Origin of the sequence: Paenibacillus radicibacter (genome assembly GCF_024721995.1) — a bacterium.
GTDB lineage: Bacteria > Bacillota > Bacilli > Paenibacillales > NBRC-103111 > Paenibacillus_AM > Paenibacillus_AM radicibacter.
In genome coordinates this window covers 385,004-401,161 of the sequence record NZ_JANQBC010000002.1, presented here as the reverse complement: position 1 = coordinate 401,161, position 16,158 = coordinate 385,004, and the positions used below count along the sequence as shown (strand labels likewise).

The 16,158-nt window shown below is 43.5% G+C and carries 20 protein-coding genes; 14 read left to right on the top strand and 6 right to left on the bottom strand.

Features of this window, described 5'->3' with window-relative positions:
• Positions 1 to 145: 145 nt before the first annotated feature.
• The 5 genes from NV379_RS07190 to NV379_RS07170 all read left to right on the top strand — a co-directional run bounded on the left by NV379_RS07190 (position 146) and on the right by NV379_RS07170 (position 4,110).
• Positions 146 to 925, top strand: a complete 780-nt coding sequence (locus NV379_RS07190; RefSeq protein ID WP_258206604.1) for a metal ABC transporter ATP-binding protein — start codon at positions 146 to 148, stop codon at positions 923 to 925.
• 23 nt (positions 926 to 948) lie between these two features.
• Positions 949 to 1,755, top strand: coding sequence for a metal ABC transporter permease (locus NV379_RS07185; protein ID WP_258206730.1), 807 nt, complete (start codon positions 949 to 951; stop codon positions 1,753 to 1,755).
• 21 nt (positions 1,756 to 1,776) lie between these two features.
• A complete protein-coding gene (locus tag NV379_RS07180; RefSeq protein WP_258206603.1) occupies positions 1,777 to 2,490 on the top strand; it encodes a cytochrome c biogenesis CcdA family protein in 714 nt (237 codons plus the stop codon).
• Positions 2,491 to 2,578: 88 nt separating this feature from the next.
• Positions 2,579 to 2,998: a transcriptional regulator MntR gene (mntR, locus tag NV379_RS07175; protein WP_258206602.1), complete on the top strand. Its 420-nt coding sequence runs from the start codon at positions 2,579 to 2,581 to the stop codon at positions 2,996 to 2,998.
• A 149-nt stretch (positions 2,999 to 3,147) separates the two neighbouring features.
• On the top strand, positions 3,148 to 4,110 hold the full coding sequence (locus tag NV379_RS07170; RefSeq protein WP_258206601.1) for a patatin-like phospholipase family protein: 963 nt from the start codon (positions 3,148 to 3,150) through the stop codon (positions 4,108 to 4,110).
• Between the two features lie 63 nt (positions 4,111 to 4,173).
• Here the strand turns inward: NV379_RS07170 and NV379_RS07165 are convergent, their stop codons facing one another.
• Positions 4,174 to 4,467 carry a Dabb family protein gene (locus NV379_RS07165; protein ID WP_258206600.1) on the bottom strand — a complete coding sequence of 98 codons (294 nt, stop codon included), beginning with the start codon at positions 4,465 to 4,467 and terminating at the stop codon, positions 4,174 to 4,176.
• 177 nt (positions 4,468 to 4,644) lie between these two features.
• Between NV379_RS07165 and NV379_RS07160 the strand changes: the two genes are divergently transcribed.
• Positions 4,645 to 6,393 (top strand): methyl-accepting chemotaxis protein, encoded by a 1,749-nt coding sequence (locus NV379_RS07160; RefSeq protein WP_258206599.1) that lies wholly within the window; start codon positions 4,645 to 4,647, stop codon positions 6,391 to 6,393.
• An 85-nt stretch (positions 6,394 to 6,478) separates the two neighbouring features.
• Here the strand turns inward: NV379_RS07160 and NV379_RS07155 are convergent, their stop codons facing one another.
• Entirely contained in the window at positions 6,479 to 6,772 is a 294-nt protein-coding gene (locus NV379_RS07155; protein ID WP_258206598.1) for a hypothetical protein, read from the bottom strand.
• 12 nt (positions 6,773 to 6,784) lie between these two features.
• The gene (locus NV379_RS07150; protein ID WP_258206729.1) at positions 6,785 to 7,657 is read right to left on the bottom strand and encodes a DUF1385 domain-containing protein; all 873 of its coding nucleotides are present in this window, start codon (positions 7,655 to 7,657) and stop codon (positions 6,785 to 6,787) included.
• Between the two features lie 191 nt (positions 7,658 to 7,848).
• Between NV379_RS07150 and NV379_RS07145 the strand changes: the two genes are divergently transcribed.
• From NV379_RS07145 to NV379_RS07125, 5 genes are all read left to right on the top strand, one after another.
• Entirely contained in the window at positions 7,849 to 8,418 is a 570-nt protein-coding gene (locus NV379_RS07145; protein WP_258206597.1) for a YqhR family membrane protein, read from the top strand.
• A gap of 78 nt (positions 8,419 to 8,496) precedes the next feature.
• Positions 8,497 to 8,934, top strand: a complete 438-nt coding sequence (aroQ, locus tag NV379_RS07140; protein ID WP_258206596.1) for a type II 3-dehydroquinate dehydratase — start codon at positions 8,497 to 8,499, stop codon at positions 8,932 to 8,934.
• A gap of 16 nt (positions 8,935 to 8,950) precedes the next feature.
• Complete coding sequence (locus NV379_RS07135; protein WP_258206595.1) at positions 8,951 to 10,024, top strand: M24 family metallopeptidase; 1,074 nt, start codon at positions 8,951 to 8,953, stop codon at positions 10,022 to 10,024.
• A gap of 20 nt (positions 10,025 to 10,044) precedes the next feature.
• Positions 10,045 to 10,602: an elongation factor P gene (efp, locus tag NV379_RS07130; RefSeq protein WP_258206594.1), complete on the top strand. Its 558-nt coding sequence runs from the start codon at positions 10,045 to 10,047 to the stop codon at positions 10,600 to 10,602.
• 152 nt (positions 10,603 to 10,754) lie between these two features.
• Positions 10,755 to 12,011, top strand: coding sequence for an aspartate kinase (locus tag NV379_RS07125; RefSeq protein ID WP_258206593.1), 1,257 nt, complete (start codon positions 10,755 to 10,757; stop codon positions 12,009 to 12,011).
• A gap of 29 nt (positions 12,012 to 12,040) precedes the next feature.
• On the opposite strand, the gene NV379_RS07120 is transcribed toward NV379_RS07125, so the two are convergent.
• The 3 genes from NV379_RS07120 to comA are packed head-to-tail and all read right to left on the bottom strand — an operon-like array spanning position 12,041 to position 14,109.
• On the bottom strand, positions 12,041 to 12,505 hold the full coding sequence (locus NV379_RS07120) for a DUF441 domain-containing protein (protein WP_258206592.1): 465 nt from the start codon (positions 12,503 to 12,505) through the stop codon (positions 12,041 to 12,043).
• Positions 12,506 to 12,541: 36 nt separating this feature from the next.
• Complete coding sequence (locus tag NV379_RS07115; protein WP_258206591.1) at positions 12,542 to 13,285, bottom strand: 2-phosphosulfolactate phosphatase; 744 nt, start codon at positions 13,283 to 13,285, stop codon at positions 12,542 to 12,544.
• Entirely contained in the window at positions 13,258 to 14,109 is an 852-nt protein-coding gene (gene comA, locus NV379_RS07110; RefSeq protein WP_258206590.1) for a phosphosulfolactate synthase, read from the bottom strand. The genes NV379_RS07115 and comA overlap by 28 nt, the downstream gene beginning before the upstream one ends.
• 180 nt (positions 14,110 to 14,289) lie before the next feature.
• On the opposite strand from comA, the gene NV379_RS07105 reads away from it, so the two are divergent.
• From NV379_RS07105 to spoIIIAB, 3 genes are all read left to right on the top strand, one after another.
• Complete coding sequence (locus tag NV379_RS07105; protein ID WP_258206589.1) at positions 14,290 to 14,556, top strand: YqhV family protein; 267 nt, start codon at positions 14,290 to 14,292, stop codon at positions 14,554 to 14,556.
• Positions 14,557 to 14,627: 71 nt separating this feature from the next.
• A complete protein-coding gene (gene spoIIIAA, locus NV379_RS07100) occupies positions 14,628 to 15,638 on the top strand; it encodes a stage III sporulation protein AA (RefSeq protein WP_258206588.1) in 1,011 nt (336 codons plus the stop codon).
• Positions 15,635 to 16,156, top strand: coding sequence for a stage III sporulation protein SpoIIIAB (gene spoIIIAB / locus NV379_RS07095; RefSeq protein ID WP_373426082.1), 522 nt, complete (start codon positions 15,635 to 15,637; stop codon positions 16,154 to 16,156). Before spoIIIAA ends, spoIIIAB begins: the two co-directional genes overlap by 4 nt.
• The last annotated feature ends 2 nt before the right edge of the window (positions 16,157 to 16,158 follow it).

Here is a 16,158-nt window from a genome sequence, read left to right as displayed (position 1 = left end):
GCGGAGCGTTCGACTTTGAAAGAGTGAACATACCTTATAATCAATTCAGAGTTCACGATTTCACGGAGACCGTAAGTGTTTCTTTCCTACGTAGTGTCCCGCTTTATTACGACTACAGTTACTCAGAAATATCAGGAGGTGCGAGATGTCAAGCAGGCTTCAAGCTGGATGTCATCGTTCGATTGTATCGATCGACGGGGTTTCTTTTTCATATGACAACAAGAAAGTAATTGATAATCTGAGCTTTAACGTACTCGAGAGAGACTTCGTCGGTTTAATCGGCTCCAATGGTGCAGGAAAGACCACGCTACTCAAGATGTTAGTCGGATTACTTAAAGTAAAACAAGGGGAGATTCGCTTGTTCGATGAACCTCTGAATACATTCAAGGATTGGGACCGTATCGGATATGTTCCACAGAAAAATTCACTGAACCCGCTGTTCCCAGCAACCGTTCGCGAAGTGGTCACATCTGGCATGTACGGACGTAAACGCTTGTACCGTAAATTAAGTGCAGAGGATCATCAGAAATGTCTAGACGCCATGGAAGTCATGCGTATTACCGATTTGGGGGATCGTAAGATTGGTGAGTTATCAGGGGGACAGCAGCAGCGTGTATTCCTAGCGCGAGCACTTGTGAACAACCCTGAATTACTCATTCTGGACGAGCCTACAGTCGGAATTGATGCGCAGACCCAAGAAGATTTCTTCCGTATGATTCGTCATATGCACGATCATCATCACATGACGTTCATTATGGTTTCCCATGATATTGATATGGTGGACTCCTTCCTTGGAACAGAACCGATGCATCAATCGGGTGGACTTAAATTTCATGTGAAACATACACATGATCCTGAGGATTGCCGAGAGACGAATTTGCTTCACTCGACGAAAGCAATTTCCGAAATGATTGAAGTTAGATAAGAGAGGTAAATTTTTATATGGAAATGTTCGATATCTTTTTAGAACCGTTCTTTCAACGTGCGTTGATTGGCGGGGTACTCATTGGAATAACCGCCCCACTCATGGGCGTTTTTCTTGTTTTGCGTAGGTTGTCAATGATTGGGGATACACTGGCTCACGTGTCTATTGCAGGGGTAGCACTTGGTTTTCTAATCAACGTATATCCACTTGCAGTTGGCTTGGTGTTTGCAATTGTAGCCTCGTTCGCCATTGAGCATTTACGTAAAGCATATAAGTCATATGCGGAGCTTTCGATTGCGATCATCATGTCAGGCGGGGTAGCACTTGCAACCTTCTTGTTTACATTAGGCCGCGGCTTTAATATGGATGTGAACAGCTACTTCTTCGGGAATGTCTACACACTTGATCGTACGGACTTGTGGGTTGTGCTTATTGTCTGTTTGCTTGTTCTCGTTGTGATATTTACGCACTTCAAAGAGTTCTTCTTGATGATTTTTGACGAAGAAGCGGCGAGCGTAAGTGGACTTCCAGTTCGAACGTACAATATTATGATCACGATTCTAACTTCGCTTGTCATTGTTGTGGCAATTAAGATTGTAGGCGCGCTACTCGTATCGGCACTACTCACGATTCCGGTAGCATGTTCACTCATGATCTCTCGTAGTTTCAAGCAATCTGTCATCATCGCTGTTATCGTGTCTGAGCTTGCTGTTATTCTCGGGCTGTTCGTTGCCGGTGTATGGGATGCTGCTCCAGGGGCATCGATTGTGATGAGCTTACTGCTGATCTTAATTGTGATTTTATCGGTCAAAAAGAGCTTAAAGTTCTAGGGGTACAGGGAGAGGATTTCGTTGTCGTCACTTAATTTATGGATTGCACTATGGGCAGGATTTGCATCGTTTATATCACCATGCTGCTTGCCTCTTTACCCTTCATTCTTATCGTACATAACGGGGATATCGGTTAACGAATTAAAGGCGGGGAACAGCTCGAAGCAAGCACGGCGTACGACGATGCTGCATACATTAAGTTTTATCGCCGGATTTTCAATTATTTTCTACAGCTTGGGATGGACGGCGGGCTTTGTGTCCGACTTCTTCATCTCCAACGGTGCATTGCTTAGACAAATTGCGGCGTTATTAATTTTCTTAATGGGTTTGTTCTTACTCGGTATTTTTCAACCACAATGGTTAATGAAAGAGCGTAAATTCAACATCAAGCTTAAGCCTGCTGGGTACTTAGGTTCGATCGTAATTGGTATGGGTTTTGCAGCTGGATGGTCCCCGTGTGTTGGGCCAATTCTATCTTCCATCTTACTTCTATCAACGACTGAGCCAGGCTCATGGTTTGGGCTAATTACGGCTTATACGCTTGGATTTGCGATTCCATTCTTTATTCTATCATTCTTTATCGGGTCCACTCGCTGGATTATGCGTTACTCGAGTATCCTGATGAAAATTGGTGGTGCCGTCATGATCATCATTTCGGTATTATTGTATACAGATAAGATGTCACAGATCACAAATTGGCTGAACTCTCAGACACCAGATTGGCTGAAGTTCTAAAGTAAATTGGAAGCCGTAAACTTGCTTTATAGAGGTAGAAAAGTTAATATAATTTAACAGTAATGAATTTCGGAGGAGGAAACGGCAAATGGCAACACCGAGCATGGAGGATTATTTAGAGCGGATTTATAAGCTGATCGATGAGAAAGGCTATGCCCGCGTATCTGACATTGCCGAAGGACTGGAAGTGCATCCCTCCTCGGTTACCAAAATGATTCAAAAATTAGATAAAGACGAGTATCTAGTTTATGAAAAATATCGCGGATTGATCTTAACGCCTAAGGGTAAGAAAATGGGGAAAAGGCTCGTTGATCGTCATGCATTGTTGGAAGACTTTCTTGAAGTGATTGGCGTTCAAGATGAGAATATTTATAAAGATGTGGAAGGTATTGAGCACCATTTGAGTTGGGACTCGATTACTTGTATCGAAACATTGGTTGAATATTTCAAGCAGGATCCCGAGCGACTGGAACAACTACGCAGTTTACGCGCAGAACTAGAAGCATAATAAGTAAACAAGCAAGCATGTGATTAGGTAAAGCCTAGTTGCATGTTTTTTTAATTTAATCTTTATTTATTTCGACCAATTTCACATATGTACAATCCTCTCCCGTATACATATAACTGATGGCAGTTTTGGGGAAGGAGGATACTTGGATGCGCATTAATGCTGTATTTGAAGGAGGTGGAATGAAGGGGATCGCACTTGCTGGAGCTGTGAACGCTGCACAGGAGCGCGGTTATGAATTTCACCATGTAGCCGGGACCTCTTCGGGTTCGATTGTTGCAGCATGCCTAGCTGCTGGTTATACAGGAGCAGAATTGAAACAACTAATTCTGGCAACTCCTTTTCATACGTTCCTAAAAAGAAATTGGTTTTTTGAAACCAAGTATATCGGTCCTATCATAAGACTGCTATTTAAGAAAGGGATGTACCCTGGGGAAGCGCTCGAACAATGGGTTCGAGACGTTCTTGCAGCCAAAGGTGTTCGGACTTTTGGTGATTTAGCGCAAGGACAATTGCGTATTATTGCATCGGATATAACGCAAGGAAAGCTGCTCGTTCTACCGGAAGATATTCGTGATTATGGCATTGATCCAATGAAATTTTCAGTTGCAAAAGCAGTACGTATGAGTTGCTCAATCCCATTTTTCTTTGATCCTGTGATGATTCGTAAATCACTTGGCAGTACGCATGCATCTAAAACACTGCAAAACCAAAGTGTTTATATTGTAGATGGGGGGTTGTTAAGTAATTTTCCCTTGTGGCTGTTTGATCAGGAAAATACGAAGTTGAATTTTTCACCCACAATTGGTTTTCAGCTTGTCGGAAAGAATGAAATCTCAGTTAACCCGATTAAAGGGCCGATCTCAATGCTCCAAGCGCTCTTCTCAACCATGATGAGTGCACATGATGAAAGGTATATTGAGAAACATAATTTATTTCGTACTGTAAAAATTCCGACGTTAGGCGTACAAACAACTGACTTTGATATTGCGCCAGCGAAAAGTGAGGAGCTGTTTCTTGCTGGTCATGCAGCGGCAGACTACTTTTTTAATAGTTGGTCTAAGGCTGCATACCTAGTCGATTACGAAAGGTTTGTACTTCGAAAAACTTAAGTAGGTGTGCATATAGTAGTAAAAGAAGACCTTCCAGAACAACGCTGGAAGGTCTTCTTGCTTTTAAATTTCAATATCCACGCCAATGCTGTCGAGTCGGCCTGACTCGCGAATAAACGTTATAATAGCTTGATGATCTTCGTTGACAGCATACGCGTCAAGCGCTTGCTGATTCTCGAAGCGGATCATTAGGATTACCTGGTATTCTTTACTTTTCTCAGCGAGGTTGAGTCCTGCCTGAATTTCGACAATACCGATAAGCTTGTCTTTCAAGGCTTTATAGCGGCTAGCAACCTCTAGCATTTGCTCTTTCGTCGTTGTATCGGCAAATTTAAGTAGTACGGTACGTTGAATCATGGGGAAGTCTCCTTATGTAGTGTTTCTACCATTTTACAGATGATAGAGTAAATTATCAATTCTAAATAATTGCAAGTCCTAGGGCTTCATTTTTGCAAGCAGGCTGTCGATGTATTATAGTCTGGCGGATCACTTACGATTTGTTCTGCCATTCTTTAAACAAGGGGGGAAATTGCGTTGAGCAGATGGATAAAAAGACAAAGCCTTGTACTCAGTTGTTCCATTGTTTTGTCTATCTTGTTAATTGCAGTTGTGAGTGTCATTTCCTTAGTGACATACAACTCGACGGTAAATGAAGTTTATCGTAAATTTAATGATGTTGGAAATAAGCTCAGAGATGTTGCTCAAGCCAACGTCAATCTGATCGAAAAAACGGCTCCGGCCATGATCGCGGGGCAAAAGCCACCCGAGGAGCAAATGAGCTTAATGAAAATGCTGTTGAGCGGTACAACAGACGATTATCTCGTAGAGAATGCTTATTACTTGCTTGCGGAGTATAGACAAGAAGGCGATAAACATTATTATCGCTATTTGCAAGCCAGCGAGTCGCTGAAAAAGCTGGATATCGAGGCAGGAAGCGAATACGAGGACCATGGCAGCTTTAGTCAGGCGTATGCGAAAGCACTGGGAGGGGAAGCCGGACTAACGGATGTTTTTGCAGATGAATATGGAGAGTGGCTCACTTATCTGGGTCCCATCAAGGATGCGAATGACAAAGTCGTTGGTGTATATGGTATCGACTTTAATTATCATCTAGTTCAGCAGCGGATGACGGAGTTGATATGGAAAACGATTGGGCTTAGCGCTGGCGCCATTCTCATTAGCATTTTAGTTGTCGTGGTGCTCTTGCTCACAGCACTGAAGCCGCTTCAATTGATGGCTGCTCGCGCGAAAGAAGCAGCGATGGGTGATCTGACTGTTCATGTTCCGATCACGACCGAGAACGAGATTGGACAGGCTGGAATCGCGTTTAACGAAATGATAACGAATTTGCGCGAGTTGGCCATTCAAATCGGAGAAACGTCAAGTGAAGTGGCGAGTTCGTCTCTTCATTTGAAAGAAACAGCAAGTCAAGCAGAGGCTGCAACCAATGAGATTGCCCATTCGATCTCCCTGGTCGCTGTTGGAGCGGAGTCCCAGCTTATCAGCTCGAATGAATGCCAACGAGCGATGACGGAGATGGCGATAGGTATTCAGCGAATTGCCGAATCGTCATCGGTTGTTTCGGAACTTGCAATGGATACGGCTGATCTTGCCGTCAATGGTGAAGGTGTGATGGAGCATACAGTGAAGCAGATGGGGACAATTGAAGAGCATGTGGGGAGTGCAACGGATGCGATGCGTGAGTTGAACGAGTCCAGCAAGCGGATTGTCGATATTCTTGCGCACATTGCAGATATTGCCAATCAGACAAATTTGCTTGCCCTCAATGCGTCTATCGAGGCAGCAAGAGCGGGCGAACACGGGAAAGGATTCGCGGTTGTCGCGCAAGAGATTCGTAAACTAGCCGAGCGGTCGAAGACATCGTCCGGGGAGATTTCTACCATCCTGAGCGAGATTGGAGAACGCTCTCAGACAGTAGCAAGATCTTTAACCGTCTCAGTGGAGGAGGCACGTGAAGGAACGAAACTTGCGAATGCTTCCGGTGAATCGTTCCGCTCGATTCTTGAATCGGTCAAGCAAGTATCCAGTCAGGTGCAGGAAGTTTCGGCTGCTGCTGAACAGATGTCTGCAGGCAGCGAAGAAATCGCGGCGTCGCTTGAAGGTTTGGAAAGTACAGCCCAATTATCGGCAGCCAATGCGCAAGAAGTAGCTGCCGCTTCCGAAGAACAACTTGCTTCCGTCGAGGGAGTAGCAGGCGCTTCCCAACAATTGAACATATTGGCTACCCAGCTTAACGGAGCTGTGATGCGTTTTAAAGTTTAAGAAAATGTAACAATCCTATGCGATAAATAAAAGTACCCTATCGAGAGACTTTTTAAGTATCATCTCGATAGGGTACTTTTTTGAATTAATGATATTTCGGAATATCGTCGTTCGAATCTTCTTTGTCCATTGTAATAACACGAAGATGACTCTTGCGATGTTTCGTAGATTTTGACTGCGTATAAGTAGATTTTGCTCTGGACTGCATCTTACTTTTCAACCACCAAGAAATCCGTGGGTTACGATAAACGATGTAGGCAATAAGTGCAATCAAAATCAGCGGAATCGCTAAGAAAGCTAACATCGAGATGACTCCAATTAGAATGAATACGGCGAGAATAAGTCCGATCCAAGATACATTTCTGGGCATTCGCTTCATTTGTATTTCCTCCTACAAGACAGTTTGTTTATCAATTTCACGCATCCGGTTAAATGAAGCAATGGAGACTTCCACTTGATCATCGGTTGGTTCTTTTGTTGTCAGTTTCTGCATCCATAGCCCTGGGTAACCAAGAAGTCGAAGTACAGGAATTTCACGCATCGAATTCGTAACGCGAAGAACTTCATAGGAGACACCAAGTACGACTGGGATTAAGACAATCCGTTGTATTAAACGCTCTACCAAACCATCGTACGAGAAGAACGAGTAAATAATGACACCGATAATAACAGTAAACACGATAAAGGATGAACCGCAGCGATAATGCAGTGTCGAGAATTTCTGTACATTTTGCACAGTAAGCTCAAGACCAGCTTCATAGGCGGAGATCACTTTGTGTTCAGCCCCATGGTATTGGAACAAGCGCTTCACCATTGGGGTTAACGAGATGGCATAAATATAACCGATTAAAAGTGCAATTTTGATAACACCTTCTATTAAGTTATGACCGATTTGGTTTTCGAACATTTTTCCAAAAATAAAACCTTCAATTGCTGCAGGCACGAGCGTCATAACAAACTTACCGAACAAGAAGGAAAGAACACCGACTACGGCAACTCCTAGAATCATGGATAAAGAGGACATGATCCCTTTTTTCTCTTCTTTTTCATCTTTAGGTTCTTCATCAGCAAAAGATTCCATTGCGAAATTCATATGCGTTGCGCCCTTTGCACTGGATTCGACGATAGCAACGATACCACGCAGGAAGGGGATTTTCTTGAGGGTGTTGACCCACTGAATTTCTTTCTTGGGCACTTCTAAATATTGAATGGACCCGTCCTTAGCACGTACTGCAGTTACATTCACCTTTTGCCCAGCGAACATGACACCTTCAATTACAGCTTGACCGCCATATACGGCATTGTTTTGCGACAAACGTATCACCTTCTCTAAGCTCTCGTATATTTCGAGGTTTTTCCCTTTATTGTAGCGGAATTAGCTTTGGAAAGCTACCGATAATGGCAGGAAAGTTTGCACATACTATGAAGAAATTCGTGCAGAGAAGAGGAACAATCATGCAACAAAACTTGAATCACAATTCAAAAGCAAACAAAACAAAACAATCCGACAAACATACGAATACGAATCGGTGGCTGTACGCCTTGTATATTGGTTTTTTTGCAGGGTTAATTTGGGGACTCGTCAAGATAGTAGAGTATTACTTTAAATTTACGGACATCGTACCTGGCTATATGGTAGACCCTTTCCTTCCACATAAATTTCTCATGCAGTGGAAAGGTTTTCTAGTTGGTCTGGGCAGCTTTATTATATTCTCGATTATCGCTTCCTTTGTATATATGCTGATCGCCTCTAAATTAATCGGTCCATGGCCAGGTCTTGTATTTGGAGCACTCGTATGGTGTCTTGTATACTTAATGATTGCACCGATGTCGAAGATGATTGAACATAGTATTTGGAAATATGGACTTACGACGATTATTACAGAGATTTGTTTGTTCTTATTATGGGGGCTCTTTATCGGCTATTCGATCTCCTTCGAATACAACAATGAGAGTGAGCGAGAACCTAAGAAAGGTACTCCTGCCCAAGATTCTGCTAACAAAAAAGACGTTGTACACAAGTGATAGACTTATGGTAAAATGTCTACGGTAAAGTGTGCAATTCCATTTTGTGGGCAGATTGATTTGCCTTGGAGGTCCTTAATGAAAAAAGTACTTATTATGAATGGACCGAATTTGAACATGCTTGGTATTCGCGAACCGGGTGTATACGGTACGGTAACTTTGCAGATGATCAAGCAGAACTTACAAGTAAAAGCTGCGGAGCTTGGAATTGATCTTACTTTCATGCAGTCGAATCATGAAGGCGTAATCATTGATACGATTCATGCTGCACATGCAGCGATGGATGGAATTGTGATTAACCCAGGTGCTTTTACTCATTATAGTTATGCGATTCGCGATGCACTAAGTTCAGTTGATGTACCGGTAGTTGAAGTTCATTTATCCAACATACATAAGCGTGAGGAATTCCGTCACACTTCTGTAACTGCACCTGTTGTGATTGGACAAATTGCAGGATTTGGACCATACGGCTACGAACTCGGCTTACTTGCTTTAAATCAACATTTGAATTCATAGGAAATGGGGAAATGTGATGCAAGAAAAACGTATTGAGCGTTTGAGACTAGCGATGAAGCAAGCAGAATTACCTGCTCTATTAATCACGAATGCGTATAACCGTTCTTATATGTCAGGATTTACCGGATCTGCTGGGTATGTTCTTGTAACACAGGATCGTGCTATTTTATTAACGGATTTCCGTTATATGATTCAAGCTGGTAGTGAGGCTCCTCACTTTGAAGTGATTGAGCATGTAAAAGGTGTTACGGCTACAATCAAAGAAATTTTGGATCAACATGGTATTAAGCAGCTCGGATTTGAGCAAAGCCATATGACATTTGCTACATTTAAGACGTATGATGGAGACTTGGAAGGCATCGAGCTTGTTCCTTGCTCTGGATATGTAGAGAACTTGCGGATGATTAAAGACGCGGGTGAACTTCAAATTATACAAGAGGCAGCAGATCTAGCTGATCGCACGTTCTCTTACATTTTGACAAAATTAAAGCCAGGTGTTTCTGAGCAAAGAATTGCACTAGACATCGAAATTTTCATTCGTGAAAACGGAGGAACTTCTACATCATTCGATACAATCGTTGCTTCTGGTGAACGTTCCGCACTGCCACATGGTAGAGCGAGTGAGCGCTTGTTGGGTAATAATGAATTTGTAAAAATGGACTTTGGAGCGTATTATAAAGGATATTGTTCCGATATTACGCGTACGGTTGTTCTCGGTCAACCAACAGACAAGCACAAAGAGATTTATAACATCGTGCTTGAAGCACAGCTGAACTGTGTAAACAATTTGACTGCAGGTATGACTGGTGAGCAAGGGGATGCTCTTACTCGTGATATCATTACTAAATATGGTTATGGTGATCAGTTTGGACATTCAACAGGACATGGACTAGGTATGGAAGTACACGAAGCTCCAGGTCTTGCTAAACGTAATAGCACTGTACTCGTACCAGGAATGGTCGTGACAGTTGAACCAGGTATTTACTTGCCAGGTTTCGGTGGAGTACGTATCGAAGATGATGTAGTGATTCAAGAATCAGGCATTCATATTCTAACGAATTCAACCAAAGAACTACTCATAATCGATTAATTTTCAGGAGGTAATTTTTAGTGATTTCAGTAAACGAATTTAAGACAGGTCTTACAATTGTAGTGGAACATGATCTATTCACAGTTCTTGATTTCCAACACGTTAAGCCAGGTAAAGGTGCGGCTTTCGTTCGCTCCAAGCTTAAAAACTTGCGTAATGGTAACACAGTAGAAAAGACGTTCCGTGCAGGTGAGAACGTTGGTCGTGCTCATATCGAAAACCGTGAAATGCAATACTTGTATGCAAGCGGTTCTGAATATACATTCATGGATACAGAAACTTATGACCAAATTGAGCTTCCAGCAAGTCAATTGGAGTGGGAACTTAACTTCTTAAAAGAAAACATGATGATTCAAATCATGAGCTACCAAGGTGAAATCCTAGGAATTAACTTACCGAACTCTGTTGAGCTTAAAGTTATCGAAACAGAGCCAAGTGTTAAAGGAAATACAGCTCAAGGCGCTACGAAGAATGCTAAGGTTGAAACGGGTCTTAACGTTCAAGTACCAATGTTCATTAGCGATGAAGACGTGCTTCTAATCGATACACGTGAAGGTAAATACATCTCCCGCGCGTAAATGTGCAGGTAAAAGAGCAGTTCCAAAGTCTGGAAGACTTTCGGAGCTGCTCTTTTTTGTAGCACAATTCAAAAAACATGTGATATAATCGACTATTATTATGCCATATGGAATGAAAGAATAGAATATGCATGGGTGGGGAGTGAACAGCTTTGTCTCTTATCGTTATGAAATTTGGAGGCAGCTCTGTCGGTGATGCAGAGCGCATGAAAAGAGTTGCAAGACGTGTGGTTGATCGCCAAGTGGAAGGACATCAATGTGTTGTTGTCGTATCGGCTATGGGAGATACAACAGATGAGCTGATTGATCTAAGTAAACAAATTTGTGATGATACCCCTCCGCCGAGGGAGATGGATATGCTGCTTACAACGGGTGAGCAAATGTCAGTGGCGCTACTGTCGATGGCTATTCAATCTCTAGGTCAAGAAGCGGTTTCCTATACAGGATGGCAAGCAGGTATGCTAACGGATACAACACATGGTAAAGCGCGAATTACGGATATTCAGCCGCATCGTGTTTTGAAAGCTGCAGAAGCCAACAAAGTGGTTATCGTTGCAGGATTCCAAGGGATGTCCGAAGATGGTGAGATCACAACACTTGGACGCGGTGGTTCAGATACAACTGCTGTTGCCTTAGCTGCAGCTATTGAAGCAGATCTATGTGAAATCTACACGGACGTTGATGGTATTTATTCGACAGATCCGCGTATCGTAAATTGCGCTCGTAAATTAAACGAAATTTCTTACGATGAGATGTTAGAACTTGCGAACTTGGGTGCAGCTGTCCTTCACCCACGCGCAGTAGAATATGCGAAGAATTACAACGTTGCACTTGTCGTGCGTTCAAGCTTTACACACAATGAAGGTACTTACGTGAAGGAGGAAGCGGTCATGGAGCAAGGCTTAGTAGTCCGTGGAATAGCGTTTGATAAAAATGTAGTAAGAGTAAGTATTCTAGGAGTGCCTGAACGTCCAGGTCAACTAGCGAAAGTATTTACTTCGCTTGCACAAGCACAAATTGATGTTGATATTATCGTACAATCTGGCGTATTAAACGGAGTTGCAGACTTCTCCTTCTCCACAACACTGACAGAGCGTGAGCGAGCTGTTCAAGTGATTGAGGGAATCCAGGATGAGATTGGTTTCCGCGAAGTGACTTCCGAAGACAACCTTGTGAAAGTATCCATTGTTGGAGCGGGTATGGTAAGTACACCAGGTGTTGCAGCGAAAATGTTCGAAGTCATCTCAGGACTAGGTGCTTCCATTAACATGGTAAGTACATCTGAGATTAAGATGTCTTGCGTCATTGATCTAGAATACTTGCAGGATGTTGTAAAAGGCTTGCATACCGCATATGGACTTGATACACATGAGCAAGTGTTCGTTGGTGGACCTGCTGATCGTCGTTAAGCTATAAACAAGAAGCTTGTCCAATTGTTTCACCTAAGTTTATCGAATATGAAGGTGAACAGCTTGAGCAGGAATGCGGTGACGCCAGCGGCCATTAATGGACCAACAGGAATGCCACGCATAAACACAATTCCGATAATCGAACCAATAACTAGACCCACAATAAGTTGTGGGTCTATTTTTAATAACTCCAAACCTTTTCCGTTCAAATAGGTAGCTACCGCCCCGCCAGTCAAGGCGATAATCCCCGGCCAACTCGTAAACACGGTTACTATATCTTTCGTTGATATACGCTCGCTAGCAAATGGTACGAGTACTCCCATCGTTAAGAACAATAGCCCCAACTCTAACCCTCGACGCTCAACCGTCGGCAGAAAGCGATCCAAGGATATTAATTTGAGAATGAGCAGGACACACGCCGCCGTCGTAATAATCGGCGAACGACCAATAAGTCCGATAATGATTAAGATCACGAGCAATAATTCACCGTTCATAAGAGAACCCCTTGTCTCATTAGATATATTGTTATTTTATGAGAGGGCTATCGTTTTAGAACGAGCTGTCGGGATACTCACATGTAGGCAGAGCCCATTCCATATCGGAACGATTGCGGAAACATCCTTTTTGGCACAGTAAGCAATGTCCGTTCCAAAGCCATTGCGAGCGAGTTTACGTCCATTTACGCTTTGAGCCATCACTTCTGTAAGATTAGAGGCTTCGTGCTTAAATGCAGCGATCATCGATCTTCCGAAATCATTGATTTCAGCATCTGCTTTCATCTGCATAAGGTGGTCGGCAATACAACCGGCTGCAAGCCCATCCTCGAGTGCGAACTGCGTATTCGTTCCAGCACAGAGAATGGCAATATCTCGCTGTAATTCAGCAGCCATCTCTGCGCAAGCACGTGCATTGAGGAAAGAACCTATTAAGATATGCTCGGCTTTCTGCGCCCTTCTCACGGCTTTCGTTCCATTTGTCGTGGTCATCACGATGCGTGAGTCATTAATGGTTGATGTCATGTACTCAAACGGCGAATTGCCAAGCTGAAAACCAATTATTTTTCGACAGAATCGTTCCCCGCCGAGCATGTCACCTTCTTGATACATGGATTTCGCCTCACCGATCGTTTCAGCGGGCAATATTTCCTTACACCCATGTTCGAATGCAGTAACAATCGTACTTGTCGCTCGCAAGACATCAATGACGATTACTGTTTTTCGGATAAAATCTTCCGTTCTAGCTTCATTTACGCTAGAGATGATATCGATTTGCATATTATTTCCTTTCGCTCGCGCATCGTTTGCGCAAGTACTAACGTATCTGAGCGTAATCCTCTGCGCATGGCTTCCAGTGTAATGACTTCGTGAGGCGGGATATTACCGAGATGGACGCCTGTTCCAAGCTCTTGAATGAGCCTTACTTGCTGATCTTTCAGGGGTGCTTCCCAGAGTAAGAGATTGTGGCTGGGAATACTGCTCATAATTTTATCTAGTTCTGCATCCATGCACTTGCCTTCACCATCAAAAATACCAACACCAACACCGGATTCACGAGCTTCAATCGTAATGTAGTCTGCCCCGAGTCCACTATCAATGTGAACGGTTTCGATGAGTTCTTCGATTTCAATAGAAGAACCCCATGTCTTCTTCCCATATTCCGTGTTAACACGTAGTCCCCGATCCAGCCCCCGTGTAATTAATTCACTCCGCAAGTTACGAGGCAATTCGATGGTTCCATCCGATACTTCAATGGCATTGAACCCGAATTGACAGACGGAATCAAAGTAGGAGTCCACCGCATCTTGCAAGACGGCAATCTCTAGGAAGGTACCACCTGGATAGATGAGTATGTCGTGTTCTTTCGCAAGCTCAATCTTACGCATTAGAATGGACGTGGGATAAAGTGGTGATGTTCCAAATCCAATTTTGATCATATCGATATGAGCGCCCGCCGAAATAACGAAATCTTCAAATGCCTGTATCCCAAGACCCTTATCGATCACCATGGTTTTGCCGAGTTGTCTCGGTTTATTTTCCCTGTTCCCGGATGGGTCACAAAGTCGTTCGTTCCATAAGGGTTCTGAGGTTGGTAAAGTCATACGAATCTCCCCGCTATTCTCTTAAATAGTGATAAGCCTGAGTCATCATATGCAGGTGGAACTGGGGTGGTGCCCAGCTATCATGAAATCCTAGATAGATGAGAAGGCTTGTATCCTAAAACGATAAGAAGGTGCATAGGATGGATTGTACAAGTTAGGCAGGAAGGGGGAAGGTGTGTTGTGGTGAACAAAATTGTCCTAAGTATGGCATCACTACGAGTGTTATCGGGTTGTATTGAAATTGTTGCAGCCTTGATCATGATAAGACTGGCACAGGTCGAGAAAGCACTTCTTGTTAACTCAACATTAGCCATCGTCGGGCCGCTCGTTCTATTAACTACGACAACAATCGGTCTAGTAGGCATTGCAGAGAAACTATCAATTTCGAAAATGTTGTGGTTGCTCGCTGGTGTTAGCTGTCTTTTTATAGGGATATTAAAAAAATAATTCAAGTCATATTTGGTACAAGTCCGCATACAAATAAGGTAAGAGACTGGACAACCTGGGGGTATAACCGCATGTTGACTTCAATTCTAGCTTATCTGCCGAACTCTCTTAGAATCATCATATCGAATCTACCGACGAAGCTTAAAGAACAACTCGAAGAGATACGAATTCGGGAGGATCGACCACTTGAGGTGTTAAGTAGCGGGAATTATGCATTCGTAGCACCTGATTCCTCACTGCTACGAGATTCACAGCAAGCCTACCGGCCAACTCGAGAAGATTGCCGAATGCTCTTGGAACTGTTAACGAATCACTCGGTATACTCCTTCGAAGAGGAATTACGCCGAGGATACATAACATGCAGCGGCGGTCATCGTGTCGGACTAGCAGGGCGTACGGTTCTAGAAGGAAGTACAGTGAAATCAATTCGAGATGTTAGCTCATTTAATATCCGGATTGCAAGAGAAATACGTGGCACAGGCATTAAGCTGATTCCTTATCTGCTTGATACGGATGAGGGCAGACCCTATCATACCTTAATAATTTCACCGCCTCAGCAAGGAAAGACGACATTACTTCGAGATTTAGCGAGAAGCCTCTCGTATGGGGAGTGGATGATCTCTCCTCATGTATCTCAACCCTTAAATGGACTCAAAGTTGGAATTGTAGATGAGCGTTCTGAAATTGGAGCAAGTGTGCATGGTGTGCCTCGCTTTGATTTAGGTCCGCGTACGGATCTGATGGATGGATGTCCGAAGGCAGAGGGCATGATGATGATGATTCGCTCCTTGTCACCAGATGTGCTTGTCGTTGATGAACTTGGCAGACCCGAAGATGCAACAGCGATGTACGAGGCTCTGCATGCAGGGATACGTGTTATTGCTACTGCACACGGAAGCAGTTTATCTGACGTGAGTAAACGTCCTGTACTTCGAGAGCTAATTGAGGAAAAGTTGTTTAAACGATATGTCATTCTTGGAATAAGGCGTGGAGATGAACAGACGATTCAAGTGCTCGACGAGCATGGAAATCGAGCGACAACAGGTCGTTTCTATCGTCTTGGAAAGGCGGATGACGGATGATTGCGAAGATGCTTGGATCGGTCGTCATATTATCTGCCGGCACGATATTCGGATTTTATCAAGCACTGCAATATGCGCGAAGACCAAGGCAGATCCGTCAAGCCATTGGCATGATTCAGCGCCTTGAAACTGAAATATCGTATGGGTTTACACCTCTTCCAGATGCATTTGCGCATGCTTCCAGCTCATTTGCTGAACCTTATGCGAGTATGCTTGCAGAAGCGGCGGACGGGCTTCATGCACCTGACGGCAAATCTACGCAAGAGATCTGGGGACAAGCCGTTAAGCGAGCATGGGGACGTTCTTCAATGAAGCGTAACGAACTGGACATTCTATTGCAACTAGGAAGCACACTCGGTGCGACAGATCGTATCGATCAAGTCAAGCATATGCGCCTTGCAATAAGTCAACTTCAAGTCGAAGAAGACATTGCTAGAGATGAACAAGGACGATATGAGAAAATGTGGCGCAGTCTCGGTGTTCTAATGGGAGCACTCATCGTCATTCTAATGTATTAGTG

What these genes read in the sequence shown, in the direction of transcription:
- NV379_RS07190 (WP_258206604.1), top strand. Translation starts at nt 146, where the DNA reads ATGTCAAGCAGGCTTCAAGCTGGATGTCATCGTTCGATTGTATCGATC.
- NV379_RS07185 (WP_258206730.1), top strand. Translation starts at nt 949, where the DNA reads ATGTTCGATATCTTTTTAGAACCGTTCTTTCAACGTGCGTTGATTGGC.
- mntR (WP_258206602.1), top strand. Translation starts at nt 2,579, where the DNA reads ATGGCAACACCGAGCATGGAGGATTATTTAGAGCGGATTTATAAGCTG.
- NV379_RS07170 (WP_258206601.1), top strand. Translation starts at nt 3,148, where the DNA reads ATGCGCATTAATGCTGTATTTGAAGGAGGTGGAATGAAGGGGATCGCA.
- NV379_RS07165 (WP_258206600.1), bottom strand. Translation starts at nt 4,467, where the DNA reads ATGATTCAACGTACCGTACTACTTAAATTTGCCGATACAACGACGAAA.
- NV379_RS07155 (WP_258206598.1), bottom strand. Translation starts at nt 6,772, where the DNA reads ATGAAGCGAATGCCCAGAAATGTATCTTGGATCGGACTTATTCTCGCC.
- NV379_RS07150 (WP_258206729.1), bottom strand. Translation starts at nt 7,657, where the DNA reads ATGTTCGCTGGGCAAAAGGTGAATGTAACTGCAGTACGTGCTAAGGAC.
- NV379_RS07145 (WP_258206597.1), top strand. Translation starts at nt 7,849, where the DNA reads ATGCAACAAAACTTGAATCACAATTCAAAAGCAAACAAAACAAAACAA.
- aroQ (WP_258206596.1), top strand. Translation starts at nt 8,497, where the DNA reads ATGAAAAAAGTACTTATTATGAATGGACCGAATTTGAACATGCTTGGT.
- NV379_RS07135 (WP_258206595.1), top strand. Translation starts at nt 8,951, where the DNA reads ATGCAAGAAAAACGTATTGAGCGTTTGAGACTAGCGATGAAGCAAGCA.
- NV379_RS07120 (WP_258206592.1), bottom strand. Translation starts at nt 12,505, where the DNA reads ATGAACGGTGAATTATTGCTCGTGATCTTAATCATTATCGGACTTATT.
- NV379_RS07115 (WP_258206591.1), bottom strand. Translation starts at nt 13,285, where the DNA reads ATGCAAATCGATATCATCTCTAGCGTAAATGAAGCTAGAACGGAAGAT.
- comA (WP_258206590.1), bottom strand. Translation starts at nt 14,109, where the DNA reads ATGACTTTACCAACCTCAGAACCCTTATGGAACGAACGACTTTGTGAC.
- spoIIIAA (WP_258206588.1), top strand. Translation starts at nt 14,628, where the DNA reads ATGTTGACTTCAATTCTAGCTTATCTGCCGAACTCTCTTAGAATCATC.
- spoIIIAB (WP_373426082.1), top strand. Translation starts at nt 15,635, where the DNA reads ATGATTGCGAAGATGCTTGGATCGGTCGTCATATTATCTGCCGGCACG.